Source organism: Marinovum sp. (assembly GCF_034669705.1).
Classification (GTDB): Bacteria; Pseudomonadota; Alphaproteobacteria; order Rhodobacterales; family Rhodobacteraceae; genus Marinovum.
Genome location: NZ_JAXMOR010000038.1, coordinates 20,185 through 44,015, shown reverse-complemented (window position 1 = coordinate 44,015; position 23,831 = coordinate 20,185). Strand labels below are relative to the sequence as shown.

26 protein-coding genes are annotated in these 23,831 nt (G+C 67.5%); 11 read left to right on the top strand and 15 right to left on the bottom strand.

From position 1 onward, the window contains the following. Window positions 1-26: 26 nt before the first annotated feature. Window positions 27-1,250 (bottom strand): GAF domain-containing sensor histidine kinase, encoded by a 1,224-nt coding sequence (locus VOI27_RS20035; protein WP_323767866.1) that lies wholly within the window; start codon window positions 1,248-1,250, stop codon window positions 27-29. A gap of 460 nt (window positions 1,251-1,710) precedes the next feature. Here VOI27_RS20035 and VOI27_RS20030 point away from each other — a divergent pair, with 460 nt between their 5' ends. Continuing rightward, window positions 1,711-2,043, top strand: a complete 333-nt coding sequence (locus VOI27_RS20030; RefSeq protein WP_323767864.1) for a hypothetical protein — start codon at window positions 1,711-1,713, stop codon at window positions 2,041-2,043. A 42-nt stretch (window positions 2,044-2,085) separates the two neighbouring features. On the opposite strand, the gene VOI27_RS20025 is transcribed toward VOI27_RS20030, so the two are convergent. The 5 genes from VOI27_RS20025 to VOI27_RS20005 form a co-directional block, all read right to left on the bottom strand. Further along, complete coding sequence (locus VOI27_RS20025; protein WP_323767862.1) at window positions 2,086-3,618, bottom strand: altronate dehydratase family protein; 1,533 nt, start codon at window positions 3,616-3,618, stop codon at window positions 2,086-2,088. Next, the gene (locus tag VOI27_RS20020) at window positions 3,615-4,625 is read right to left on the bottom strand and encodes a zinc-binding alcohol dehydrogenase family protein (protein ID WP_323767860.1); all 1,011 of its coding nucleotides are present in this window, start codon (window positions 4,623-4,625) and stop codon (window positions 3,615-3,617) included. Before VOI27_RS20020 ends, VOI27_RS20025 begins: the two co-directional genes overlap by 4 nt. Beyond that, the gene (locus tag VOI27_RS20015; protein WP_323767859.1) at window positions 4,622-5,398 is read right to left on the bottom strand and encodes an ATP-binding cassette domain-containing protein; all 777 of its coding nucleotides are present in this window, start codon (window positions 5,396-5,398) and stop codon (window positions 4,622-4,624) included. Before VOI27_RS20015 ends, VOI27_RS20020 begins: the two co-directional genes overlap by 4 nt. 75 nt (window positions 5,399-5,473) lie before the next feature. Further along, entirely contained in the window at window positions 5,474-6,412 is a 939-nt protein-coding gene (locus tag VOI27_RS20010; RefSeq protein ID WP_323767857.1) for an ABC transporter substrate-binding protein, read from the bottom strand. An 86-nt stretch (window positions 6,413-6,498) separates the two neighbouring features. Continuing rightward, on the bottom strand, window positions 6,499-7,533 hold the full coding sequence (locus tag VOI27_RS20005; protein ID WP_323767855.1) for an ABC transporter permease: 1,035 nt from the start codon (window positions 7,531-7,533) through the stop codon (window positions 6,499-6,501). A 148-nt stretch (window positions 7,534-7,681) separates the two neighbouring features. On the opposite strand from VOI27_RS20005, the gene VOI27_RS20000 reads away from it, so the two are divergent. After that, on the top strand, window positions 7,682-8,584 hold the full coding sequence (locus tag VOI27_RS20000) for a GntR family transcriptional regulator (RefSeq protein WP_323767853.1): 903 nt from the start codon (window positions 7,682-7,684) through the stop codon (window positions 8,582-8,584). Between the two features lie 2 nt (window positions 8,585-8,586). Here the strand turns inward: VOI27_RS20000 and VOI27_RS19995 are convergent, their stop codons facing one another. Together VOI27_RS19995 and VOI27_RS19990 are read right to left on the bottom strand one after the other, a co-directional pair. After that, the gene (locus tag VOI27_RS19995; protein WP_323767848.1) at window positions 8,587-9,555 is read right to left on the bottom strand and encodes an aldo/keto reductase; all 969 of its coding nucleotides are present in this window, start codon (window positions 9,553-9,555) and stop codon (window positions 8,587-8,589) included. A 1-nt stretch (window position 9,556) separates the two neighbouring features. Further along, on the bottom strand, window positions 9,557-10,648 hold the full coding sequence (locus VOI27_RS19990; RefSeq protein WP_323767846.1) for a mannitol dehydrogenase family protein: 1,092 nt from the start codon (window positions 10,646-10,648) through the stop codon (window positions 9,557-9,559). Window positions 10,649-10,709: 61 nt separating this feature from the next. Between VOI27_RS19990 and VOI27_RS19985 the strand changes: the two genes are divergently transcribed. The 3 genes from VOI27_RS19985 (at window position 10,710) to hpaR (ending at window position 12,431) form a co-directional block, all read left to right on the top strand. Beyond that, on the top strand, window positions 10,710-11,552 hold the full coding sequence (locus tag VOI27_RS19985) for an amidohydrolase family protein (protein ID WP_323767844.1): 843 nt from the start codon (window positions 10,710-10,712) through the stop codon (window positions 11,550-11,552). Next, window positions 11,549-11,878: an L-rhamnose mutarotase gene (locus VOI27_RS19980; protein ID WP_323767843.1), complete on the top strand. Its 330-nt coding sequence runs from the start codon at window positions 11,549-11,551 to the stop codon at window positions 11,876-11,878. Before VOI27_RS19985 ends, VOI27_RS19980 begins: the two co-directional genes overlap by 4 nt. 124 nt (window positions 11,879-12,002) lie before the next feature. Continuing rightward, window positions 12,003-12,431 (top strand): homoprotocatechuate degradation operon regulator HpaR, encoded by a 429-nt coding sequence (gene hpaR, locus VOI27_RS19975; RefSeq protein ID WP_323767840.1) that lies wholly within the window; start codon window positions 12,003-12,005, stop codon window positions 12,429-12,431. Window positions 12,432-12,467: 36 nt separating this feature from the next. Here the strand turns inward: hpaR and kduD are convergent, their stop codons facing one another. From kduD to uxaC, 3 genes are read right to left on the bottom strand one after another with little or no spacing between them, the layout of a single operon-like run. Beyond that, window positions 12,468-13,214, bottom strand: a complete 747-nt coding sequence (kduD, locus tag VOI27_RS19970; protein WP_323767838.1) for a 2-dehydro-3-deoxy-D-gluconate 5-dehydrogenase KduD — start codon at window positions 13,212-13,214, stop codon at window positions 12,468-12,470. Beyond that, window positions 13,211-14,032, bottom strand: coding sequence for a 5-dehydro-4-deoxy-D-glucuronate isomerase (gene kduI / locus VOI27_RS19965; protein WP_323767836.1), 822 nt, complete (start codon window positions 14,030-14,032; stop codon window positions 13,211-13,213). The genes kduD and kduI overlap by 4 nt, the downstream gene beginning before the upstream one ends. 16 nt (window positions 14,033-14,048) lie before the next feature. Next, a complete protein-coding gene (gene uxaC, locus VOI27_RS19960) occupies window positions 14,049-15,452 on the bottom strand; it encodes a glucuronate isomerase (protein WP_323767834.1) in 1,404 nt (467 codons plus the stop codon). A 132-nt stretch (window positions 15,453-15,584) separates the two neighbouring features. Between uxaC and VOI27_RS19955 the strand changes: the two genes are divergently transcribed. From VOI27_RS19955 to VOI27_RS19935, 5 genes are all read left to right on the top strand, one after another. After that, window positions 15,585-16,205: a TIGR02466 family protein gene (locus VOI27_RS19955; RefSeq protein ID WP_323767832.1), complete on the top strand. Its 621-nt coding sequence runs from the start codon at window positions 15,585-15,587 to the stop codon at window positions 16,203-16,205. Between the two features lie 72 nt (window positions 16,206-16,277). Then, window positions 16,278-16,460, top strand: coding sequence for a hypothetical protein (locus VOI27_RS19950; protein WP_323767830.1), 183 nt, complete (start codon window positions 16,278-16,280; stop codon window positions 16,458-16,460). 84 nt (window positions 16,461-16,544) lie between these two features. After that, window positions 16,545-17,471: a bifunctional riboflavin kinase/FAD synthetase gene (locus VOI27_RS19945; protein ID WP_323767827.1), complete on the top strand. Its 927-nt coding sequence runs from the start codon at window positions 16,545-16,547 to the stop codon at window positions 17,469-17,471. Then, window positions 17,468-17,938, top strand: a complete 471-nt coding sequence (locus VOI27_RS19940; RefSeq protein ID WP_323767825.1) for a YcgN family cysteine cluster protein — start codon at window positions 17,468-17,470, stop codon at window positions 17,936-17,938. Before VOI27_RS19945 ends, VOI27_RS19940 begins: the two co-directional genes overlap by 4 nt. A 1-nt stretch (window position 17,939) precedes the next feature. Further along, complete coding sequence (locus VOI27_RS19935; protein WP_323767823.1) at window positions 17,940-18,980, top strand: threonine aldolase family protein; 1,041 nt, start codon at window positions 17,940-17,942, stop codon at window positions 18,978-18,980. A gap of 263 nt (window positions 18,981-19,243) precedes the next feature. Here VOI27_RS19935 and VOI27_RS19930 read toward each other — a convergent pair whose 3' ends face one another. The 4 genes from VOI27_RS19930 to VOI27_RS19915 all read right to left on the bottom strand — a co-directional run bounded on the left by VOI27_RS19930 (window position 19,244) and on the right by VOI27_RS19915 (window position 22,785). Further along, window positions 19,244-20,614, bottom strand: a complete 1,371-nt coding sequence (locus VOI27_RS19930) for a glutamate--cysteine ligase (RefSeq protein ID WP_323767821.1) — start codon at window positions 20,612-20,614, stop codon at window positions 19,244-19,246. Window positions 20,615-20,675: 61 nt separating this feature from the next. After that, window positions 20,676-21,197, bottom strand: coding sequence for a hypothetical protein (locus tag VOI27_RS19925; protein ID WP_323767819.1), 522 nt, complete (start codon window positions 21,195-21,197; stop codon window positions 20,676-20,678). Beyond that, entirely contained in the window at window positions 21,194-22,048 is an 855-nt protein-coding gene (locus tag VOI27_RS19920) for a GNAT family N-acetyltransferase (protein ID WP_323767817.1), read from the bottom strand. The genes VOI27_RS19925 and VOI27_RS19920 overlap by 4 nt, the downstream gene beginning before the upstream one ends. After that, window positions 22,045-22,785, bottom strand: a complete 741-nt coding sequence (locus VOI27_RS19915; RefSeq protein ID WP_323767815.1) for a 16S rRNA (uracil(1498)-N(3))-methyltransferase — start codon at window positions 22,783-22,785, stop codon at window positions 22,045-22,047. Before VOI27_RS19915 ends, VOI27_RS19920 begins: the two co-directional genes overlap by 4 nt. A gap of 12 nt (window positions 22,786-22,797) precedes the next feature. On the opposite strand from VOI27_RS19915, the gene ubiA reads away from it, so the two are divergent. Beyond that, window positions 22,798-23,790: a 4-hydroxybenzoate octaprenyltransferase gene (ubiA, locus tag VOI27_RS19910; protein WP_323767813.1), complete on the top strand. Its 993-nt coding sequence runs from the start codon at window positions 22,798-22,800 to the stop codon at window positions 23,788-23,790. The last annotated feature ends 41 nt before the right edge of the window (window positions 23,791-23,831 follow it).

Genomic DNA, 23,831 nt, shown 5'->3' with positions numbered 1-23,831 from the left:
CGATCGGCGGGTCCGGCTGCGAACGCTCAGGCGAAGAGCGGCAGGCGGAAGGCGAAGGTGACCTCGCCGTCGCCGCTCTTGACCTCGAGATGGCCGTTGTGCGCCGTGGCGATGGCCGAGGCGATGTAGAGCCCGAGGCCGAGACCGTCGCTGCCCGACTCCGCCGCCCGACGGAAGGGCTCGAAGAGCTTTCTGGCCAGGTCATCCGACAGCGCCGGGCCGCGATTGGTGACGGCGATGGTCAGCCCGGCGTCATCGCAGAAGGCCGCGACCTTGATCGGTCCGTCCTCAAGACCGTGCTGCACCGCGTTCGACAACAGGTTGGCCACCGCCTGCGCCACCCGCGGCGCATCGCAGCTGACCGGGCGGTCGATATCGAGATCGAGCCGCACCTCATGCGCGGGGTGAGCGATGCGCACCTCCTCGACCACCTGGGTGATCGCCTGGCGGATCGGCGCATCGGAGGTCACCGAGACCGAGAGCCCGCCGCCCAGCCGCTGCTTGGCGTGGATCAGCATGTTGCCGATCAGATCCTCCATCCGCAGCACCGCCGCGCGCATCAGCGAGACGGTGGTCTCGCCGCGCTCGGTCAGGGTCTCGCCGCGCAGCTGGCGCAGGCCGGCGCCGAAGGCGGTCACCGGGTTGCGCAGGTCGTGGCCGAGGATGGCGACGAATTCCTCGCGCGCGGCGGCCAGACGGCGCTCGTGTTCGACCATCTGCTCCTGTGCCTCGAGCCGCATCTCGGTGTCGAGGATGCGGCCGATCAGCTCGGCGAACATCTTGAACATCGCCTGCACCTTGGCGCGTTTCACCCGCCGCGGCACCGTGTCGATGCCGCAGAGCGTGCCGAAGAAGCTGCCGTCGCTGCGGTAGATCGGGATCGAGACATAGCTGACGATGCCGAACTGCTGCGCGATCGGATGGTCGAGATAGGTCTCGTCTCTGGTGACATCGTCGAAGATCACCGGCAACTTGGTGTCCCGGACGGTCTGGCAAAAGGTGCTCTTGATGTCGATCTCGTCGCCGCTATCAAGGTTGAACTGGATGTCGTCGGCGGTGCGACAGGCGACCCAGCGGTCCTCGGTGACGCGCGACACCGCGGCAAAGCGCATCTCGGTCGCCAGGCGCACCGTCTCGAGAATGACCGTCACCGTCTCGCTGGCGGCGATCAGGTCGATGTCGTTCTGAAAGTCATGGCTCCCCGCGCGATAGGCCTGATGGTCCTGCATGCGGGTCTTGATATCGGTCATTTCGGTCCTGCCTGTAAATCCTGCCTGTCGGCCAGCCTGCCGGGGTCGTGCTGACCCCAGTTAGACCGGAAACTTCGACCCTGGCCAAGGGGTTGGACGGAGTCTTGTGGCCGGCCGGATCGAATTTCCCTGGCTTGGCAGGGATCGGACCGGTTCGGCCGGAGACGTCGTTCGTGAAACAGCCGTCCCGGGGCCGCCGGGGCGTTTTTCCGGGATCGGCCCGGCGCTTCGCCTTAGGACATATCAGATCGGCTGCAAAGCCGCAAAATGGCGGATTTTCCCAAGGTCGCGACTGCGTGACCGCGCCGGACCGCCGAGCCGTGGTCCGTCAGGCGCCTGTCAGAAAGTTTTCGGAAAACCGCCGCAATCCCGCCCCGATCGCCTGCGACCTGAGACCCGGCCGGATCGCGCCCGACGGGCGCTTCGCCGCCGGCAGACCATGCTTATTCGGAGACAGACCATGATTGATCGCAGATGCTTTATCCTCGCCGCCCCGCTGGCCGCGCTCGCAGCCGGAGCCTCGGCGCAGGCCGGCGGCGTCACCCTCGACGAGCTGCGCCGCGAGTTCGAAAGCCGCCCGGCCAGCACCCGTCGCGGGGTGCAGAACAGCCTCAAGCTCTCGGGCTATTACACGGGCGCGCTGGACGGGGCCTGGGGCCCTGCGACGGCGAATGCCTTCCGCGCTCTGATGGCTTCGGCGCGCTATCGCCGGCACGCGCCGCACTGGACCTGGGCCCGCCACGTGCAGGTGATCGAGACCCTGTTCTTCCTCGATTCAGACGCCTATCTCTGACGTCTTTGCAGCGGGCAGCCCTGTCAGGCCGCCCCTTGTGCTTCACATCACCGCGCCGATCTGCCAGGGCACGAATTCCACCGCGCCAAAGCCCTGCGCCTCGCTCTTGGTCTGCGTGCCGGACGCCACCGAGAGCAGCAGGTCGAAGATTTCCTGCCCCTTGGCCGCGAGGCTGACACCGTCGAGGATGTCGCCGCAGTTGACGTCCATGTCGGGCTCCATCCGGCGCCAGAGATCGGGGTTCGAGGCGAGCTTGATCGAGGGCACCGGCTGATAGCCCGAAACGCTGCCCCGCCCTGTGGTGAAGGCGATCAGGTTGGCACCAGAGGCAACCTGTCCGGTGACCGAACAAGGATCGTAGCCGGGGCTGTCCATGAACACGAAGCCCGGTGCATCGATCGGCTCGGCGTATTTGTAGACGCCGGAAAGCGGTGCGCTGCCGCCCTTGGCCACGGCGCCCAGAGATTTCTCGAGGATAGTGGTCAGCCCGCCGCGCTTGTTGCCGGGGCTTGGGTTGTTGTCCATCTCGCCGAGGTTGCGGGCGGTGTAGTCCTCCCACCAGTCGATCAGGTCGATCAGCTTGCGGCCGGTGGGGGCATCCACGGCGCGCCGTGTCAGCAGGTGTTCGGCGCCGTAGATTTCCGAGGTTTCCGACAGGATCGAGGTGCCGCCGTGGCGCACCAGGAGGTCAGAGGCCACGCCCAGCGCCGGGTTGGCGGTGATGCCGGAATAGCCGTCCGAGCCGCCGCACTGCATGCCGAGCACGAGGTGGCTGGCGGGGGCCGGCGCGCGGGTCGCCTTGTCAGCCTCGGCGGCAAGATCGCGCAGGATCCACAGGCCCTTGTCGACGGTGGCGCGGGTGCCGCCCTGCTGCTGGATCGTCATGTAGCGAAAGCGCGCGCTGTCCTTGAGCGCCTTGCGGTCGATCAGATCGGGGATCTGCATCACCTCGCAGCCCAGCCCGACCATCAGGATGGCACCGAAATTGGCGTTGTGGCCATAGCCCGCGAGGGTGCGGAACAGGGTCTCATAGCCTTCGCCGCCGCCGGACATGCCGCAGCCGGTGCCATGCACGATCGGCACGATGCCGTCGACATTGGGGAAACCGGCCAGCAGATCGGCGCGCTCGGCCGCCTCGGCGATGAAGCGCGCGACCGAGCCGGCGCAGTTCACCGAGGTGAGGATGCCGATGTAGTTGCGGGTGCCGACCCGACCCGAGGGGCGGTGGAAGCCCATGAATTCGGCCGCGGACTCGGGCGCTGGCAGCGCCTCGGCACCGGCGCCAAAGGCGTGGTCCTGCTTGTGTGCGCCCATCCCGAGGTTGTGCACATGCACATGCGCGCCGGCGGCTATATCGGCGATAGCCACACCGATGATCTGGCCGTATTTCAGGATGGTCTCGCCGGCGGCAATGTCGCGCAGGGCGATCTTGTGGCCCGCCGGCACCGTCTCGCGCAGGCGCACCCCCTGTGGCAAAGTGGTGTCCTCGGGCACCTTGCGCAGGGCCACGAGCACGTTGTCGGCGGGGTGCAGGCAAAGGGCAAAGGGCTGGTCGGTCATCGTTTCGTCCTTCATGGGGTCACCAGGACCTTTATCAGGTGGTCGCGGTCATCGGCGAGGCCGGCAAAGCGCGCCGGCAGGTCCTGAAGCGGCACCACCTCCGAGGCGATGGCGTCGGTGGGCACCGCGCCACTGCGGATCGCCGCCATCACCCGGTCGAAGTCGGCCTTCAGCGCGTTGCGGCTGCCGATGATGCGCGATTCGCGCTTGTGGAACTCGGCGTCGGCAAAGGTGATGCTCTCCTTGACCACGCTGACCAGCACGGTGCTGCCGCCATGCGCCACCAGCGGAAAGCCCGCCTCGATCGCCTTGGCATTGCCGGTGGCATCGAACACCAGGTCGAACCCCTCGGCCAGATCGCCGGACAGGATATCGTCGCCCGGCTGATGGGTGTCGTCAAAGCCGAACACCTCGCGCGCCTTGGCCAGACGCTGGGCGCTGAGGTCCATCAGGTGCACCTCGGCCCCGGCGATGCGGGCAAAGAGCGCGGTGCCAAGCCCGATCGGCCCGGCGCCGGTCACCATCACCCGGTCGCCGGCGCCGCAGCCCGAGCGTGCCACCGCATGGGCGCCGATGGCGAGAAACTCGACCATTGCCGCCTGCTCTGGCGTCAGCCCCTCGGCGGGATAGAGGTTCTGCTCGGGCACAGCGATTCTGGCGCACATGCCACCGTCGGTATGCACGCCCAGCACCGCGATATCGCTGCAACAGTTCGGCTTGCCACGGCGGCAGGCCCGGCAGCTGCCGCAGGACAGATAGGGGTTCACCACAACCAGCGTCCCGGCGTCAGGCCCGTCGGCCAGATGGCCCGAGAGTTCGTGGCCAATGACGCGCGGGTAGTCCAGAAACGGGTGCTTGCCCTCGAAGATATGATAATCGGTGCCGCAGATGCCGATCGCGGCGATATCGACCAGCCGGTGTCCCGCGGGGGCCTCCTGCGGCAAGGCACGCTCTTCCAGCGCAAAGGTGCCCGGCTCGACACAGAGCCCGCATGTCATCACGTCCTGCACGCTATCCTTCATTGCGCCGCCTCCAAGTTGCGGGCCGTCCAATCGGCCGGCAGTTCGCCCTTGACGATCAGGCTGAGCACGTCGTCCTTTGTCACCTCGTCGATGCGATGCGCGCCCACGAGCCGGCCCTTGTTCATCACTACCACGCGGTCGCAGAGGTCGAAGACATCGTGCATGTCGTGGCTGACCAGCAGGATGCCGATGCCCTCGGACTGCAGCTGGCGGATCAGGTCGGCAACCATCGCGGTCTCCGACGGGCCGAGCGCCGCCGTCGGTTCGTCCATGATTAGCACGCGGGTATCGAAATAGATCGCCCGGGCAATCGCGATCACCTGCCGCTGGCCGCCCGAGAGCGAGGAGACCGGATCCTGCAGGTTCTTGAAGTTCGGGTTGAGCCGCGCCAGCACCTTGCGCGATTCCGCCAGCATGCGGGCATCGTCGAGATTGCCTAGCCGGGTCTTGAGCTCGCGGCCGAGAAACAGGTTCGACGGCGCGTCGAGGTGGTCGGCCAGCGCCAGCGTCTGGTAAATCGTCTCGATCCCGGCCTCGCGGGCGTCATTGGGGTCGGCAAAGCTCACCGTCCGGCCGTTGACGCGGATCTCGCCGGCGTTGGGGATCATCGCCCCGGCCAGAATGCGCATCAGGCAGGACTTGCCGGCACCGTTGTGGCCCAGCACGCCGACCACCTCGCCGGGATAGAGGTCGATCGAGACGTGATCGACGGCGCGCACGCCGCCGAAGTGCTTCTCGATGCCGGTCATTTCTACCAGGGGGGGCTGCGACATGGGGTGCCTTTCTGCCGGGGTCGTCGTTTGTTGCGGATCGGAGGGCGCGCCGCGACGCGCCCTCCGGCAGTCTGCTCAGTAGAGCACGTTCTGGGCGACGTCGGTGTCGATGTTCTCCTTGTCCACCAGAACCACGCCGGTGTTGATGAAGCTCTCGACCTCTTCGCCGTTGAGAATGTCGATGATCGCGTTCACGCCCTTTTCGCCCATCGCAAAAGAGCCCTGCACCGCGGTCGCCTCCATCAGCCCGTCGCGCACGAACTGCTGCAGATCGCCGTTGCCGTCAAAGCCGAGGGCGACCAGCTGACCGCCCTTGCCCGCCTGCATGATGGCGCGGCCCATGCCGACAGCGGTCGGCTCGTTGGCACCGAAGATGCCGACCAGATTTGGGTTCGAGGCGAGGATGTCGGTGGTCTGGTTCAGCGCCAGTGCCATCTGGCTCTGAGAGTAGTACGGCCCGACGATCTCTAGGGCGGAATTGGCCTCGATGTAGTCCGAGAAACAGCCCACGCGGCCGATTTCCGAGCCGACGCCCGCGACATAGGACATCACCGCGACCTTGCCCTCGGTGCCGGCCTCCTCGATCATCCGCTTAGCGACTTCCTCGCCGGCGGCGCAGTTGTCGGTCGACAGGAACGCCTGGTAGGTGCCCTCGGCGCTCTCGGTCAGGGCGCTGTCGATGATCACCACCGGAATGCCGTTCTCGTAGGCGCGCTTGACGGCCGGCGCCAGCGCTTCCGGGTCCGAGGGCGCCAGCACGATGCCGGAGACGCCGCGGTTGATCGCGTTCTCGACGAGGTTGACCTGGTCGGCCACCGCGCTCTCGGTCGCCGGGCCGTCGAAGCTGAAGCTGTGCTCGGACTGGTCGGCAATGGCCGCCTCGGCGCCCTTGTTGACGTTCTGCCAGAAGTTCGAGCTGGTGGTCTTGACGATCACCGCGATCTCGCCGGCGGTGGCCATCCCGGCCGAGAGCGCCATCACCGACGCGAGCATTCCAAGCTTAAGGGTCTTCATCTCATTCCTCCTCAGTTGAGATTATGGGTCTTGGTCTTATCTTCTGGCCCGGCCGCCGCCCTCGCGGCGCCGGGCCACGTTCCGGCTCAGCGCCGGTTGCGCATCTGGTCGATCCAGACCGCGCCGATCACCACCGCGCCGATCACGATCTGCTGGATGAAGGCGGAGACGCCCGCCATGTTCAGCCCGTTGCGCAGGATGCCGATGATGAAGGCGCCGATCATCGTGCCCGACACGGTGCCGACGCCGCCCGAGAGCGAGGCCCCGCCGATCACCGCTGCGGCGATGGCGTCAAGCTCGTACATCACCCCTTCGCTGGGCTGCGCCGTGACCAGCCGCGACATCAGCACGTTGCCCGCGAGCCCCGCCAGAGCACCCGACATGACATAGGCATAGAGCTTGGTCTGATCGACGCGCACGCCGGAGAGCCGCGCCGCCTCTTCATTGGAGCCGGTGGCATAGATGTGCCGGCCGATCTGGCGACGGCGCAGCATGTAGGCGGCACCAGCCGCGACAATCAGCAGCAGGATCGCGGGATAGGGGATGCCGGGAAAGATCACCTTGGGAAAGCCGTTGGGCTGCATCTCGACCATGCGTAACAGCGCGCCGTTGCCAAGCCGGCCAAAGGCCTCACCCAGCTGCGAGATCGGCGCCGCGCCGGTCAGTTGCAGCGCCAGGCCGCGGGCCATCAGCATCATGCCCAGCGTTGCCACGAAGGGCGGAATCTTCATCCGGGTCACCACCAGCCCGTTGACCGCACCGCACAGCCCGCCGATCACCACGCCCAGCGCCATCGCCGGAGCCACCGGCACCCCCGCCTTGACCGCCATCGCCGTGCCCACACCGGAGAGCGCCAGCACGGAGCCCACCGAAAGGTCGATACCGCCGGTGATGATCACCATGGTCATGCCGATGCCCAAAAGCCCGATCACCGAGGTCTGCAGCAGGATCGTCAGCCCGTTGTTGACCGAAAAGAACGCTTGGCTCGCTAGCGAGAACCCGGCCACCAGAAGAAGCAGCGTCAGCAGCGCCGAAAGGCGGTGGATCTTGGCCGCCTCCGGCATCAGGGCCGCCAGTGGCGTCGCCCCGCGGCTGGCTGCGGGTTTGGTTGCGTCTGACATGCGCCTCCCCTTCATCACTGACCTGTTCACTGTCTCTGCATTTAATTATTTAGTACATAAACAAGCCTCGCTTGATCTCGTCAATTGTTTTTTATAATATTGTACAAATACACTCTGGCCCGCACGCGGCGGGCGGAAAGGCAGCGAGATGGCGCGCAGTGACACCAGGTACCGTGAGGCCTTCAACCGCATCCTGGGCTATTGCGAGACTTTGCCGCCCGAGGCGCCGATCCCCTCGGAAACCCGGCTGGCCGAGATTGCCGGCGTCAGCCGCACGGTGATCCGCCGCTGCCTGACCCGGATGGAAGAGCGCGGGCTGATCTCCTGGCGGGGCCGCGACAAGCACCTGTTGCGCCAGCCCCGTCCCGAGGATCGCATCGCCCTGCCGGAGGCACCGGCCGACCGGCGCGATCTCGAGCAGCGGTTCCTCGACTGGGTGCTGCGGTTTGACGTGCCGGCCAACACGCCGCTGTCGGTGGCGGAACTGTCGCGCACCTTCGACGTGCCGCAATACGATCTCAAGGAATTCCTCGCCGGCCTCAGCCGCTTTGGACTGGTGTCGCGGCGGCCGCAGGGGGGCTGGATGCTGCTCGGCTTCACCAAGGGTTTCGCCATCGAGCTGTCGGACTTCCGCTCGGTGCTCGAGCTCAACGCGGTGACCCAGGTGGCCGAGGCACCGGTCGACCACCCGGTCTGGGCCGAGCTGGCGCAGCTGCGCGCCGATCACCTTGCTCTGAAACAGGCGATCGACGGCGATTTCCACGAGTTCTCGAAGCTCGACGAGCGCTTTCACCTGGCGATCAACTCGGTGGTCCGGAACCGGTTCATCGCCGAGTTCCAAAAGGTGATCTCGCTGATCTTTCACTACCACTACATGTGGGACAAGTCCGAGGAAAAGCACCGCAACGCCGCCGCCATCGATGAGCACCTGACAATCATCGACGCGCTCGAGGCGCGCGATGCCGGGGCCGCGCGGGAGGCCGCGCAACGCCACCTGCGCACCTCCAAGACGACGCTGCTGTCTTCGCTGCGCCATCACGATCTGGGCTGAGCTCAGGCCAGCATCTCCGCCAGACCCTCGGGCACCGGTGCCGCCAGCGCATCGAGGTTGCGGGCAAGCGACCCTGGTTTCGCGGTGCCCAGCAGCACCGAGGCGGTGGCCGGATGGCGCATCGCGAACTGCAGCGCCGCGGTGGCCAGCGGCACGCCCAGCGCCTCGGCCTGCGCCTGCAGCGCCGCCACCCGGCCCAGCACCTCTGTCGGCGCGGGGCCGTAGTCATAGGTCGCGCCTGCCACTGGCCCGGTGGCCAGAATCCCTGAATTGAAGATGCCGCCCAGCACCAGGCTGGTCCCCGCCGCGCGACAGGCCGGCACCAGCTCGGCCTCGGCGGCGCGGTCAAGCAGCGTCAACCGACCGGCCAGCAGGATCACGTCGAGCGGCCCGGCGTTCTGCATCACGTCGAGGCAGACCTCGCATTCATTGACGCCCAGACCGAAGGCCTTGATCCGCCCCTGCTCCTTCAACCGCACCAGCCGGGCATAGCCGCTGCCGAGAAACGCCTCGCGATGCGGCGCATTGCCAGCAACGCCGTGGGTATATTCCCCGATATCATGCACATAGAGGATATCGACATGGCTGCGCCCAAGCCGTTCGCAGCTCTGCTCGAAGCTCTCCTGCAGCCCGTCGCCGGAATAGTCGTAACGCACGTCGTTCTGCGCCGGGTTGACATAGCAGTCGGCCTCGGCGATCGGCACCTTCGCCGGCGACAGCACCCGCCCCACCTTGGTCGAGATCACCGCCTCGGGACGCGATGCCAGAAAGGCGCCCAGCCGCGTCTCTGACAAACCGCGGCCATAGTGCGGCGCGGTGTCGAAATAGCGGATGCCGGCCTGCCAGGCGGCGGCGAGCACCGCCACGACATCGGCGTCGCTGGCTTCGCGATAGAGGTTGCCGATGCTGGCGCAGCCAAAGGCGACCTCGGTGACCGACAGGTCGGTGGTTCCGATGCGGCGTGTCTTCATGTCATTTCCCCTCGAGTGCGGCGCGCAGTTGCGGTTTGGCGGATGTGTCGCCGTTCTCCTCGGCCCAGGTCAGGAAGGCACCGATGCGCCGCTCCAGCTTTTCGCCATGGTTCTGGGCGATATCCTCCAGTCGGTGATCGAGGAACGGGTTGGCGAACCGCTCGAGCGTGGTCTGCACATAGTCCGCCACGCCATCGCCCTCGCCCGCGGCGGCAAAGCCCGGCATGACCTCCTGCGCATAGACCCCGCGCAGCCTGTCCGCCCAGGCGGCATCCGCCATCACCTCGCGCACCAGCGTCGCGCCGGCGCGGTCGCGTGACAGCCAATCGGCGACGATCCAGCTGTGGCCGAGGTTGAGCACGAACAGCTTGCGCCGCTCGATCGGCCCGAGATCGGGCACCACCCGTATTGCCGGATGAGTGCAGGGCAGCACCAACCGCGGCTGCGCCTTGATCGCCCAGAGCGCATAGGGCTCGGCGATCGCGCCGGCCGGCTGCAGCGGCTCCGAGACGATGCGGTCGACCAGCGAATTGACCCAGACCACCTCGTCGCGGAGCCAGTCGCGATAGGCCTGCGGCATGGCCTTTGCCGCCGTCAGCACGAGATCGCGCAGCACCGTGCCATTGTTGCGCACCAGTTCGGTCGGCATGATCTGGGGCGCGGTGCCGCCGGCGTCGAAGCGCGCCCGCAGCAGATGCGCCAGCTTGGCCGGGTAGGACATCGCCATGTCGAAAGTCTCGCCCCGGTCGGCGGGCTGCGGCGCGAACCCGGCGTCAGCGGTGTTCGACAGGATGATCTGCACCTCGGTGGCGATCAGCCGCCTGACCTCGTCCAGGTCCGGCCCCAGCGACAGCCCCCGCGCCACCGAGGTGACATGGCGGGTCTCGTCCAGCGCCGCGCCGTCCTGCAGGCCGCGGATCCGGACATCGTAGCCCCGCGCCAGCGCCTTGACCCGGCCGGCGCGCGAGGCGTCGCCGCTCGACTGCACCACCACCAGCGGCTGGGTGTCGGGCAGCGCCTCGGCCAGGAACAGATCGGCATGGGCCTGCAGAAAGCGGCTGGTGCCGAACTGCAGGATGGATAAATTGGCCATTGACGTACCTCCCGATTTGGTTTGTTATTATTTAGAACAATGCAGCTTGCAAGGAAATTTCGTGACCATCGACGCGCATCAACACTTCTGGCGGATCGACCGGGGCGACTATGGCTGGATGGATGACAGCGTGGCCGCGATCCGGCGCGACATCCTGCCACCGGACCTCGCCCCGCTGGCCGCCGCCTGCGGGGTGCGCGGCACGGTCGCGGTGCAGGCCGCGCCGACGCTCGAGGAGACCGCCTTCCTGCTGGCGCTGAGCGACGACGCGCCGCTGATCCGCGGCGTGGTGGGCTGGCTCGACCTCACCGGCGACGTCCCGGCGCAGCTGGCGCGGCTGGAGCACCCGTTGCTGCGCGGCATCCGGCCGATGCTGCACGACATCCCCGAGACCGACTGGATCCTGCGCGACGACGTGCTGGCAGGGCTGCGCGATGTGGCGGCGGCCGGGCTGCGCCTCGATGCGCTGATCACGCCGCGGCACCTGTCGGTCATCGACACGCTGGCGCGCCGCCTGCCCGATCTGCCGATCATCATCGACCATTGCGCCAAGCCGCGGTTTGCCGGCGACGATCCCGGCGACAACTGGCGCGCCGGCATCGCGGCATTGGCCCGGCACCCGCAGGTCAGCTGCAAGCTCTCTGGTCTGGCCAATGAATACGGCCCCGGCTGGTCGGCCAGAACCCTGCGGCCGGTCTTCGACCACGTCCAGGGCTGCTTCGGGGCCGACCGGCTGATGTGGGGCAGCGACTGGCCGGTGCTGGAGCTGGCCGGCGATTACGCAGCCTGGCACGACACCGCGCAGACGCTGGCCGCAGAGCTTTCGATCCCCGAGCGCGACGCGCTCTTTGCCGGTACGGCGCGCCGGGTCTACGCGCTCGACATCACAGGAGACACCGCATGAAACGCATGGCCCATGTCATCGGCCTGAAGCCGGAACACGCCACCGAATACCGTCGTCTGCACGCCGAGGCCTGGCCACAGGTGCTCGACCGGCTGCGGCGCTCGAACATCACCAACTACTCGATTTTCCTGCGCGAGCCCGAGATGCTGATGTTCAGCTACTGGGAATACACCGGCAGTGATTTCGACGCCGACAGCGCCGCCATCGGCGCCGACCCGGTGACCCGCGACTGGTGGAAAATCTGCGGCCCGATGCAAAGCCCGCTCGAGACCCGCGCCGAGGGCGAATGGTGGGCCGGCATGGAGGAGGTCTTCCACCTCGACTGACCGTCCGCGGACCGCTGCGAATTGGGGCATCGCCCGCGGGCCGATTGGTGCTAAAATGTGGTGTGAGATCAGGCCTTGTCGCCCCGACTCGGTCGCATCGCCACGACGCATCACGAGGATCGGCATGACCGCCAGGCTGCCAGCCCCCCACCGCTCGCTTCCGATCGCCCTGCTGCGGGCGCGCGAGGGGGTGATGGCCCCGATCCGCGACATGCTGGCCGAAACCGGCATCACCGAGCAGCAGTGGCGGGTGCTGCGGGTGCTGTCCGAAGATGGCGTGATGGACACCAAGACCCTGGCCAACCGTGCCTGCCTGTTGTTTCCCAGCCTGACCCGCATCGCCTCGACCCTGCGCGACAAGGGGCTGGTGACCCAGACCCGCGACACCCGCGACCGGCGGCGGCAGTTCATCGAGATCACGCCCGAGGGTCAGGCCTTTATCGACGCCAATGCCGCCCGTGCCGCGCGGATCATCGACGGCTACAAGGCGACCCTCGGCGCCGAGGCCTACGAGCGCCTGCTCGACCTGCTGGCCGAGCTCGACCCCCACTGAGGGGGCGCGGTGACGGCCCCGACCCTGCGTCCGCGATCAGCGGGCCAGCCAGCCGCCGTCGACGTTGAGCACCGCGCCGGTGACATAGTTCGACGCCGGCATGCACAGAAACGCCACCGCCCCGGCGATATCGGCCGGATCGCCCCAGCGGCCCGCCGGGATGCGGCCGAGGATTTCCGCCGAGCGCTTGGGGTCCTTGCGCAGGTCGGCGGTGTTATTGGTGGCGATATAGCCCGGTGCCACGGCGTTGACGTTGATGCCATGCGCCGACCACTCGTTGGCCAGCAGCTTGGTCAGCCCCGCCACGCCATGTTTGGCCGCGGTATAGGCCGGCACCCTTATGCCGCCCTGAAAGCTCAGCAGCGAGGCGATGTTGACGATCCGCCCGCCGCTGCCCCGCGCGATGGCCGCCTTGCCGAAGGCCTGGCACATCAGGAACACCGCCTTGAGGTTCACGTCCATCACGTCGTCCCAGTCGGCCTCGGTGTAATCCTCCGAATTCGCCCGGCGGATGATGCCGGCGTTGTTGACAAGGATGTCGAGATCACCGGCCTCGCCCAGCCGCGCCGCCGCGGCCACGGGATCGGCGAGGTCGAGCAGCAGCGCCTCGCCGCTGCCCCCCGCCGCCTCGATCTGCGCCACCGTCTCGTCGCAGGAGCGCCGGCCGACGGCCACCACATGTGCGCCGGACTCGGCCAGCCCGACCGCGATCGCCTGGCCGATGCCGGTGTTGGCGCCGGTGACCAGCGCCCGCTTGCCGGTGAGCTGGAACGCGCCGCTCATCGCAGATCCTCCATTGCGACCATGTCCATGTCGGTGAAGTCGACGTTGTCGCCGGCCATCGCCCAGCAGAAGGTATAGGCCGAGGTGCCCGCCCCGCAGTGGATCGACCAGGGCGGCGAGATCACCGCCTCCTCATTGGCCATGACGATATGGCGGGTCTCTTCGGGCTTGCCCATGAAGTGAAAGACGCGCTGATCCTCGGGGATGTCGAAATAGAGATAGGCCTCCATCCGGCGATCATGGGTATGCGCCGGCATGGTGTTCCAGACCGATCCGGCGGCGAATTGGGTATACCCCATCAGAAGCTGGCAGCTGTCGCAGACCTCGGGGTGCAGGAACTGGATGATCACCCGTTCGTTGGCGGTCTCGCGCGCGCCCATCTCGACCCGGCGGGCATCCTCGAGACGGATCAGCTTGGTCGGGCAGGACCGGTGCGCCGGGGCAGACAGCACGTAGAAGCGCCCGCCAGAGAAGGTCACCGCACCGGCGCCCATACCGATATAGAGCACCTCGCCGCGGCCCAGCGTGTGGGTCTCGCCGCCGACCTCGACCGCGCCGCTGTCGGCCAGGTTCAGGATGCCCATCTCGCGGCGGTCAAGAAACGACGCGGTGCCGGTCTCTGGGACATTGTCGAGCGTCAGCGGGGTGCCGTCTGGCACCACCGAGCCGAGGATCAGCCGGTCGTAATGCGAATAGACCAGCTTGATCTCGCCGGCGGCAAACAGCCCGCCGACATGGAAATGCTCGCGCAGCCCCTCGGTGTCGAGGGTCTTGGCGGTGGCAGGATCGATGGCATAACGGGTTTCGGCGGTCGTCATGGAATTCCTTTCGGCGTCAGAGGTTGTAGGCTGCCTTGGCAAGCCCGTAGGTCAGGTCATGCGCCAGCTCGAAGGCCTCGGCCTCGCGCAGGCGGCCGGTGCAGACGAGGGTGGCGAGATAGGCGCAATCGGACCGGCGGGCGACGTCATGCCGGGCCGGGATCGAACAGAAGGCGCGGGTGTCGTCGTTGAACCCGGCGGTGTTGTAGAAGCCGCAGGTCTCGGTGGTGGCCTCGCGGAACCGCTTGATGCCCTCGTAGCTGTCAAAGAACCACCAGGGCGGGCCGAGCTTCAGCGCCGGATAGGCCCCGGCCAGCGGCGCAAGCTCGCGGCCATAGGCGGTCTCGTCCAGCGTGAAGAGAATGATGGTGAGGTCTGGCTCGAGGCCGACCGCGTCGAGCAGCGGCTTGAGCGCGGCGACGTAGTCGGTGCGGCCGGGGATGTCGAAGCCTTTGTCGCGGCCATGGCGGTCAAAGACCGTGGCGGAATGATTGCGCCGGCTGCCCGGGTGGATCTGCAGCACCAGCCCGTCGTCAAGGCTCATCCGCGCCATCTCGGTCAGCATCTGGCCGCGGAACCGGTCTGCCTCTTCCGCCGTGGCCTGCCCGCTGCGCACCCTGTCGTAGAGCGCGGCGGCGGCCTCTGCGCCCAGATCCTCGGTGCGCGCCGTGGGGTGGCCGTGGTCCGAGGCGGTGGCGCCGTGCTCCTTGAAGACCGCCCGCCGCGTGCGATGCGCCGCGAGGTAGCCGGCCCATGTGGTGGTGTCCTCGCCGGTGATCTCGCCCAGCGCGGCGAGGTTTTCGGCAAAGCCCTCGAACTCGGGATCGACCACCGCGTCGGGGCGGTAGGTGGTGACGATCCGCCCCTGCCAGCCGCTGTCACGGATCATCCGGTGCCAGCGCAGGTCGTCGAGCGCGCCCTCGGTGGTGGCCAGAAGCTCGATGTTGAACCGCTCGAACAGCGCCCGGGGCAGATAGGCAGGCTGCGCCAGCCGCGACTCGATGTGATCGTAGTGCGCCTGCGCCACCTCGGCGCTGAGCGGCGTGTCGAGGCCGAAGACATGCTCGAAGGAATGCTCCAGCCACATGGCCGAGGGGGTGCCGCGAAACAGGTGGAACTTCTCGGCAAAGCGCTGCCAGATCCGCTGCGGATCGCGCTCGGTCGCGCCGCCATCGGCCCGCGGCACGCCGAGGTCGGTCAGCGCCACGCCTTGGCTTACCAGCATGCGAAACACATAGTGGTCGGGGATCACGAACAGCTCGGCCGGATTGGGAAAGCGCTGATTCTCGGCAAACCAGCGTGGATCGCAATGGCCGTGCGGGCTGAGGATCGGCAAATCCTTGATGCTGTCATAAAGCGCCCTGGCCGTTTCACGCAGGGTCGGCTCGACCGGAAACAGCCGATCTGGATCGTTCAGCATGGCGGGGATCCTTCGGGGAAAGTCAGCAAATGCACTAATATTCTAGACTACCAGTTGTGTCAAACTCCTGTGCGCGGCGCGGGCCAAGATTTGGCCTCGCCGAATCCTGCGCCGCGCGCTAGATCGCACATCATGGCACATATCCGCTCTCTCTTTGTCACCCGACTGTATCGCGCCGCCCTTGCCGAGCAGAGTCCCGCGATCGACGCCGGCCAGCTCGAAGCCTCCTGTCTCTCGATCGCCGAGGATGACGAGGCCGGTCAGGATTGGTGCGAGGCCAATGACTACCCCGGCTATACCTCCTATGCCTCGCTGAGCGATCTGCCGTGGCGGTTTCCGATCTTTGCCGATCTGGTGGCGTCGCTCGATGCCCATGTGGCGGCCTTCGCCGAGGATCTGGAGTTCGATCTCGACGCGCGCCAGCTCAAGCTCGAGGACCTCTGGATCAACATCCTGCCGGAGGGCGGTTTCCATTCCTCGCATCTGCACCCGCATTCGGTGATTTCCGGCACCACCTATGTCGCGATGCCAGAAGGCGCCTCGGCGCTCAAGCTCGAGGATCCGCGCTCGGCCCGGATGATGGCCGCCCCGCCGCGGCGCAAGGGCGTGCGAGAGGATCTCCGCACTTTTGTCTACGAATCCCCCGCCGTCGGCGAAGTTCTGCTCTGGGAGAGCTGGTTGCGCCATGAAGTGCCGATGAACACCGCCGAAGAGCACCGGATCTCGATCAGTTTCAATTATACTTGGAGTTGAGCGCACCAGCCGCGCCGAAATGTGCTATATTCCCTGCGCCCAAGTGAGTCTTTAGGTACGGGAGTAACCACCATGAATGCGATAGAAGTCACCGACTACGCCAGCCGACTGGTCTCGGCCCATGGCGACAAGGCGATCGTCGAAGTGTCGCAGAAGATGCGCGACTGCGAGGCCCAGGGCAGGACCGACGAAGCCCGCGACTGGGCGCGCGTGCGCGAGACCATCCACCGGATGCGCGGTCCGCGGCAGAAATAGCCCTCGGGGTGTGACGCAACGGGCAGAGGCGACGGGCAAACGCCGCCTCTTGTCAGCGGCTGGCGGCGAGGCTACCCCTGCGCCATGCGTATCATCCGCGATTATCAGTTCACCCGGCCGCCGGATCGCGGCGCCAGCGTTGCCATCGGCAACTTCGATGGCGTGCACCGTGGCCACCTGTCGGTGATCGACCTTGCCCGCCGGCCCGATGCGCCGCTGGGGATTCTCACCTTCGAGCCGCACCCGCGGGAATTCTTTGCCCCCGAGGCGCCGCCGTTCCGGCTGATGTCGCCAGAGGCGCGTGCCGCGCGGCTCGAGAAGCTGGGCGTCGAGGTGCTCTACGAGCTGAATTTCAACCACGCCATGGCCGGCCTTAGCCCCGAGGAATTCTGCGCCCGCGTGCTGCGCGACGGTCTGGGCCTGCGGCACGTGGTGGTGGGGGCGGATTTCTGCTTTGGCCGCAAGCGCGCCGGCACCGCCAAAGACCTCGTGCGCTTCGGCCGCGAGATGGGCTTCGAGGTCACCATCGCGCCGCTGCTGCAAAAGGGCACGGCACAGGTCTCCTCCACCGCGATCCGACAGGCTCTGACTGACGGCAAGCCCGAGCTGGCGGCCGAGATGCTGGGCCATTGGCACCGCATCGCCGGCCCGGTGGTGGGCGGCGAACAGCGCGGCCGCACCTTGGGCTTTCCCACCGCCAACATGGACCTGACCGGGCTGCACCTGCCGGCCTTCGGGGTCTATGCGGTGCTGGTCGATGTCACCGACGGTCCACATAAAGGCAGCTATCGCGGCGCCGCCTCGCTCGGCGTGCGGCCGCAATATGCCGGCGAGGTGCCCAACCTCGAGACCTTCCTGTTCGATTTCTCCGGCGATCTCTACGGCGCGCATCTCTCGGTCGGGCTGGTCTCCTATCTGCGCCCCGAGACGACCTTTGACAGCGAGGCCGCCTTCGTGGCCCAGATGCAGGCCGATTGCGCCCGCGCCCGCGATAGTCTGGCCGCGCGATGAGCGATCCGATCGACCGCAAGGGCCTGGCGCCGCGTTTCTGGGAGAAGAAGGCACTCAAGGACCTCTCGCCACCGGAGTGGGAGGCGCTCTGCGACGGCTGTGGCAAGTGCTGCCTCAACAAGCTCGAGGACGAGGACACCGGCGAGGTCGAGCTGACCTGTGTCGCCTGTCGGTTGTTCGACGACAGCAGTTGCCGCTGTTCGCAATATGAGATCCGCCACGAGTTCGTGCCGGAATGCATCGTGCTGACCCCGGCGAATATCGACAGCCACGCCTACTGGATGCCGCGGACCTGCGCCTATCGGCTGCTCTGGCAGGGCAAGCCGCTGCATGACTGGCACCCGCTGATCTCGGGCACCCCCGACAGCGTGCATGCCGCCGGCGTATCGATGCAGGACAAGACGGTGCCCGAGTTCGAGATCGACGAGGACGACTGGGAAGACCATATCATCGAGGAGCCTGTCTGAGATGTTTTTCGCCTCCGACAACACCGGCCCGGTCCACCCGCGCGTGATGCAGGCGTTGGTGCAGGCCAACGAGGGCCATGTGCCCTCCTACGGCAGCGACGACCTGACCCGCGCGGTCGAGACGCGGATCCGCGAGGTCTTCGAGGCGCCAGAGGCCGCGGTCTACCTTGTGGCCACCGGCACCACCGCGAATGCCTTGGCGCTGGCCTGCCTGTCGCGGCCCTGGGACACGGTGTTCTGCACGCCAGAGGCGCATGTGCAGGTCGACGAATGCAACGCGCCCGAGTTCTACACCGGCGGCGCCAAGCTGACGCTGGTGGGCAAGGCCGACCGGATGACCCCGCCGGAGCTCGACGCGGCGCTGGTCCATCATGGCTCTGGCGACGTGCATATCGCCCAGTCCGGGCCGGTGACGCTGACCCAGGTGACCGAGAACGGCAGGCTCTACACGCTGGACGAACTGCGCGCGCTCTGCGACCTGGCCCGGCGCCATGGCAGCCCGGTGCATCTGGATGGCGCGCGCTTTGCCAATGCGGTGGCCGCTCTGGGTTGCACCCCGGCCGAGATGACCTGGAAGCTGGGCATTGATGCGGTGAGCTTTGGCGGCACCAAGAACGGGCTGATGGGGGTCGAGGCGGTGGTTCTGTTCGACCCGGCCCGCGCCCGCGAGTTCGAGCTGCGGCGCAAGCGCGGGGCGCATCTGTTCTCCAAGCACCGCTACCTCGCGGCGCAGATGCTGGCCTATCTCGAGGACGGGCTGTGGCTGGAGATGGCGGCGCAGGCCAACGCCAATGGTGCGCGTCTCGCCGAGGGGTTACGGGGCTGTCCGCAGGTGGTGTTCGACTACGAGGTGCAGGCCAACATGATCTTCGCCACTCTGCCGCGGGGTCTGCATCGCAGGCTGCACGAGGCCGGCGCGAAGTATACGCTGTTTGGGTCACTGGAGGGACCGGAGGAGGACACGGTGCGCGCCCGCTTCGTCTGCGACTGGTCGCTGCGCGCCGAGGAGATCGACCGGTATCTCGCACTGCTGAACGCCTGATCCCCGCCACGAAGTCGCGCGATCGCCGACCCGCGGGGTGGCGACGCAACGGCAGTGACTGGCACTTTATCCCTCGATACCCGAAGAAGCTCGCGATGGCGTGATACGGCCAGCCAAATCGCCGCCCGTCACGCGGTGGGCGGGCCACTTAAGAGCGGCGCACCTTTGGTGCGACGGGGCGGGTCGGCGATCGCGCGGCGGCCTGCGGCCTTGACTCCGCGCTGGGTGAGTCACATCGGTCGGCGCGTGAAGCCAGCCTGCACTCAGTACGAATGCGCCGCGAAAATCCGCGTCAGGTCGCCATCCCAGTCGCCGTCATATTCTTCCAGCAACTCATCCGCCGGCACCTTGCCGCTCTCTACGCTCTCGCGCAGCGCGTTGAGGAAATGCGTCTCGTCCGGCACCAGCCCGCCGGAACCCGCACGCCCCCGCGCCACCAGACCGGCCTCCGAGATCGCCAGCACCTCGCGCGCCAGATCGTGCATCTTCACGCCGCCCGCCTCGGCCTGCAGCCCGTCCACCGAGGCCGCCACCCGCAGCGCCTCGCGGGTCTCGGCATCCCAGCCCTTGACCAGATCGCAGGCCGCGTCCAAAGCGCCCTGATCATAGGTCAGCCCGACCCAGAAGGCCGGCAGCGCGCAGAGCCTGCGCCACGGCCCGCCATCGGCGCCGCGCATCTCGATGAATTTCTTGACCCGCGCCTCGGGGAAAAGCGTGGTCAGGTGATCCGCCCAGTCGCTCATCAGGGGCTTCTCGCCGGGCAGCGCCGGCAACTCGCCGTTCAGAAAATCGCGGAACGACAGGCCCAGCGCGTCGATATACTGACCGTCGCGATAGACGAAATACATCGGCACATCGAGCGCGTAGTCGACCCAGCGCTCGAACCCGAAGCCTTCGTCAAACACAAACGGCACCATCCCGGTGCGCGCATCATCGAGATCACGCCAGATCCGCGACCGCCAAGACTTGTGGCCGTTCTTCTGCCCCTCGAAGAACGGCGAATTGGCAAACAGCGCGGTGGCCACGGGCTGCAGCGCAATCGCCACCCGCATCTTCTGCACCATGTCGGCCTCGGAGCCGAAATCGAGGTTGACCTGCACCGTGCAGGTCCGCCGCATCATCGACCGGCCCATGCTGCCGACCTTGCCCATATAGGCATCCATCAGCTTGTAGCGGCCCTTCGGCATCAGCGGCATCTCGTCGTGGTCCCAGATCGGCGCGGCGCCGAGGCCGATAAAGCCGACGCCGATCTCGTCGGCGATATCCTTGACCTCGCGCAGGTGCACGTTCACCTCGTCGCAGGTCTGGTGGATGGTCTCCATCGGCGCGCCCGACAGCTCCAGCGCACCGCCCGGCTCGAGACTGACGTTGGCGCCATCCTTTTCCAGCCCGATCAGCTTGCCGCCTTCGGTCACCGGCGCCCAGCCATGCCGGTCGCGCAGCCCCGAGAGCACTGCCTCGATCGAGCGCGCACCCTCATAGGGCAAGGGCTTCAGCGTGTCCTTGCAGTAGCCGAACTTCTCGTGCTCGGTGCCGATGCGCCAGTTTTCCTTGGGTTTGCAACCGGATGCGAGGTAGTCGGCCAGTTGCTCGGGGCGTTCGATCACACCGCCGCCGGATTGAGGAATGGACATGGGCGCAGCTCCGATCGTGGCCTTCAGGGTGTGCAAGGGATGGGCGGAAATGCCCCGGCTGTCAATGCAGGGCTCGGACCTCAGCATGGCGCTGCCAGATCACCGCCTCGGTCGCGCTGTCGCGCGCCAGCTCGCGCAGCATGTATTCGGTGCGCAGCCCCGGCAGGGTGGTGAAGGCATCGAACAGCTGGTCGGCGCCCTTGGCGGTGACGGGAATGTGAAGCGGGTCATGGCCGGGCTGCACAAGGACCCATTGCGCCGGCTGGCCCCGCCGGTCGAGGCCGAGGCGCGAGAGATCGGCCATATCCACCGCGCCGCCGGTGAGCGGGCCGAAATAGGCCACCCGGCCCTCGGTGATCTGCACCACCCCCGGCCCGTCGGCGCCGTCACGAAACCGGCCGCGCTGCAGCCCGAGCACCAAGAGCGCCAGCGCCATGAGCGAGAGCAGATGGCCCAGCCCGTTGATCATCCAGCCGGTGGCCCCAAAGCCCCACCAGAGCCCCAGTGCCAGCAGCGCGCCGCCGGTCAGCACCTCGCGCCAGCGCCAGAGCGTGGCGCGCACCTCCGGGCGGACAAAGCTCATGCCGCCACCCCCAGCACCTGCGGCGCCTTCAGCATCGCCACCCGGTAGTGGCCGATGTGACGAAAGCCGATGCGCTCATAGGCGCGCGCGGCGCTGGTGGAGGCGGCAAAGAGGATCGCGGTCTCAACATCCTCGGCCCGCAACCGGTGCAGCTGCGCCGCCACCACGCGCCCGGCAAGGCCCTGCCCGCGCAACGGCGGAGGCACAAAGACGCCGCCGATCTGCACCGCGCTCCCGGCCCGCACGGTGTGCTGCGACAGGGCCACTGGACGGCTGTCCTCGATCAACAGCACATGCCGGTCCGATCCCACCGCAGCCCGCGCCCGCCGCGCCGCCTGGGCCTTGGCCTGCGCACCGGTGGCCAGCCCGGTGTCGAGGTGATAGGCCAGATACCAGCCCTCGAGCATCTCGAGATCGCCAGCCCCGGGCGCGCGGATCACCTCGGCAGACGCGCCCAGCGCCTCCAGCTCGAGACGATAGAGCGGCTCGATCTCATCCATCTGCCAAGCGTCACGCGGCAGAGCGAGCTCGGCCAGTACCCGCTCGACCTGCCCCGCCACGCCGGTGATGCCCACGATCCGGTGGCCCTGCAGCGCCGACGCGAAGGCGCTCGCCGCCTCCCGGGGGATCGCCGGCATCTGGCACATCAGGTCGCCATCGGGGGTCACGCCGAACACGCCGGAGAGCCGCCCCGCCTCTTCCCAGAGGAAGTAACGCGTCGCCTTGGGATCGGTCGCGCGCTCCAGCCCATGCGCCTCGAGATTGCCGAGCAGGAACATCGAGGTCTCGACATGGGCGGCGAGGAACGCGCGCAGGGTGCCGACGTCCTCCGCACCGGCCGGCCGCATCATTGCCAGTCTCCCAGCGCCGCCTGCCAGAGCGTCAGCGCCGCCACCGCCGCGGTCTCGGCGCGCAGGATGCGCGGGCCCAAGGCCACCGGGTGGGTGAAGTCGAAGCCCTGCAGCCGGGCGCGTTCGGGCTCGGAAAACCCGCCCTCAGGGCCGATCAGGATCGCCCAGGGACCGGCGGCCCGGTCGCGCAGGGCGAGGAGGCCCGCAAGGGCCGAGGAGCCCCCCGCCTGCGCCTCGTCACAGAACAGCAAACGCCGCTCGGCCGGCCACTGATCGAGCAGCCGCGACAGCTTTTGCGGTTCCGCCACCTCCGGCACATAGGTCGCGCCACATTGCTCCGCCGCCTCGATCGCATGCAGCCGCGCCTTGTCGACGCGCAGGCGCTCGGAATTGGTGAACTCGGTCAGCACCGGCTGCAGATGCGCCACCCCCATCTCCACCGCCTTTTCGACGATGAACTGCGTCTGCGCCTTCTTGACCGGGGCAAAGACCAGCCAGAGATCCGGCGGCGCGGCTTGCGCCCGGCTCTGTTCGCGGCAGACCAGCACGCCGCCGCGCTTGCCGACCTGGGCCACCTCGGCACGCCATTCGCCGTCAGCCCCGTTGAACAGCAAGAGCTCCGCCCCGGCCTCCAGCCGCATCACCCCGAAGAGGTAATGCGCCTGCGCCCGTTCCAGAGGAATGGTTTGCCCCTGCCCCAGCGGGTGCTCTACATACAGCCTGACCGTGCCACTCATGGGATGACAGATATGACAGAGCAGAGCCCGACGCCAGAGGTCTTGGAGGGGCAGGCGACCCCTGACGCCGACGGTCAGGTGTCCGACGCGGTGCGCGGCAACTGGGTCGACCGGCTGGCCCCTGCCGCCACCCGACCCTACCTGCGGCTGAGCCGTGCCGACCGGCCGATCGGCACCTGGCTGCTGCTCTTGCCCTGCTGGTGGGGGCTGCTGCTGGCGATGCTGCACACCGGTCGGGCGCAGTGGCACGACCTGTGGATCTTTGCCGGCTGCGGCCTGGGCGCGCTGCTGATGCGTGGCGCCGGCTGCACATGGAACGACATCACCGACCGCCATATCGACGGTTCGGTGGCGCGCACCGCCTCGCGGCCGATCCCCTCGGGGCAGGTCTCGGTCACCGGCGCGCTGCTGTGGATGGCGGCGCAATCGCTCGTGGCCTTTGCCATCCTGCTCAGCTTCAACATGGCCGCCATCGTGCTTGGCATTGCGGCGCTGGTGCCGGTGGCGATCTACCCCTTCGCCAAGCGCTTCACCTGGTGGCCACAGGTCTTCCTCGGGCTGGCCTTCAACTGGGGCGCGCTGCTGGCCTGGACGGCGCATACCGGGCGGCTCGAGTGGCCGGCGCTCGTGCTCTATCTCGCCGGGATCGGCTGGACCTTGTTCTACGACACGATCTACGCCCATCAGGACAAGGAGGACGACGCGCTGATCGGGGTGAAATCCACCGCCCGGCTGTTCGGGACCGCCACGCCGAAGTGGCTCGGCCGCTTCCTGCCGGCCAGCGTCAGCCTGATGGGGCTGGCGATCGTCCTGGCGGTACCACGCGAGGGGCTGCTGGCGCTGGTGATCGCGCTTGGCGGGCCCTGGGCGATGGGCTGGCACATGGTCTGGCAGATGCGGATGCTCAGGATGGACGACATGGACCGGCTGCTGATGCTCTTCCGCTCGAACCGCAACGCCGGGCTGCTACCTGTGCTGTTTTTCGCCGCCGCGCTGCTGGCCTGATTGAAACCGCCCGGCGACCGGCGTATTGCTCTGCAACCGTT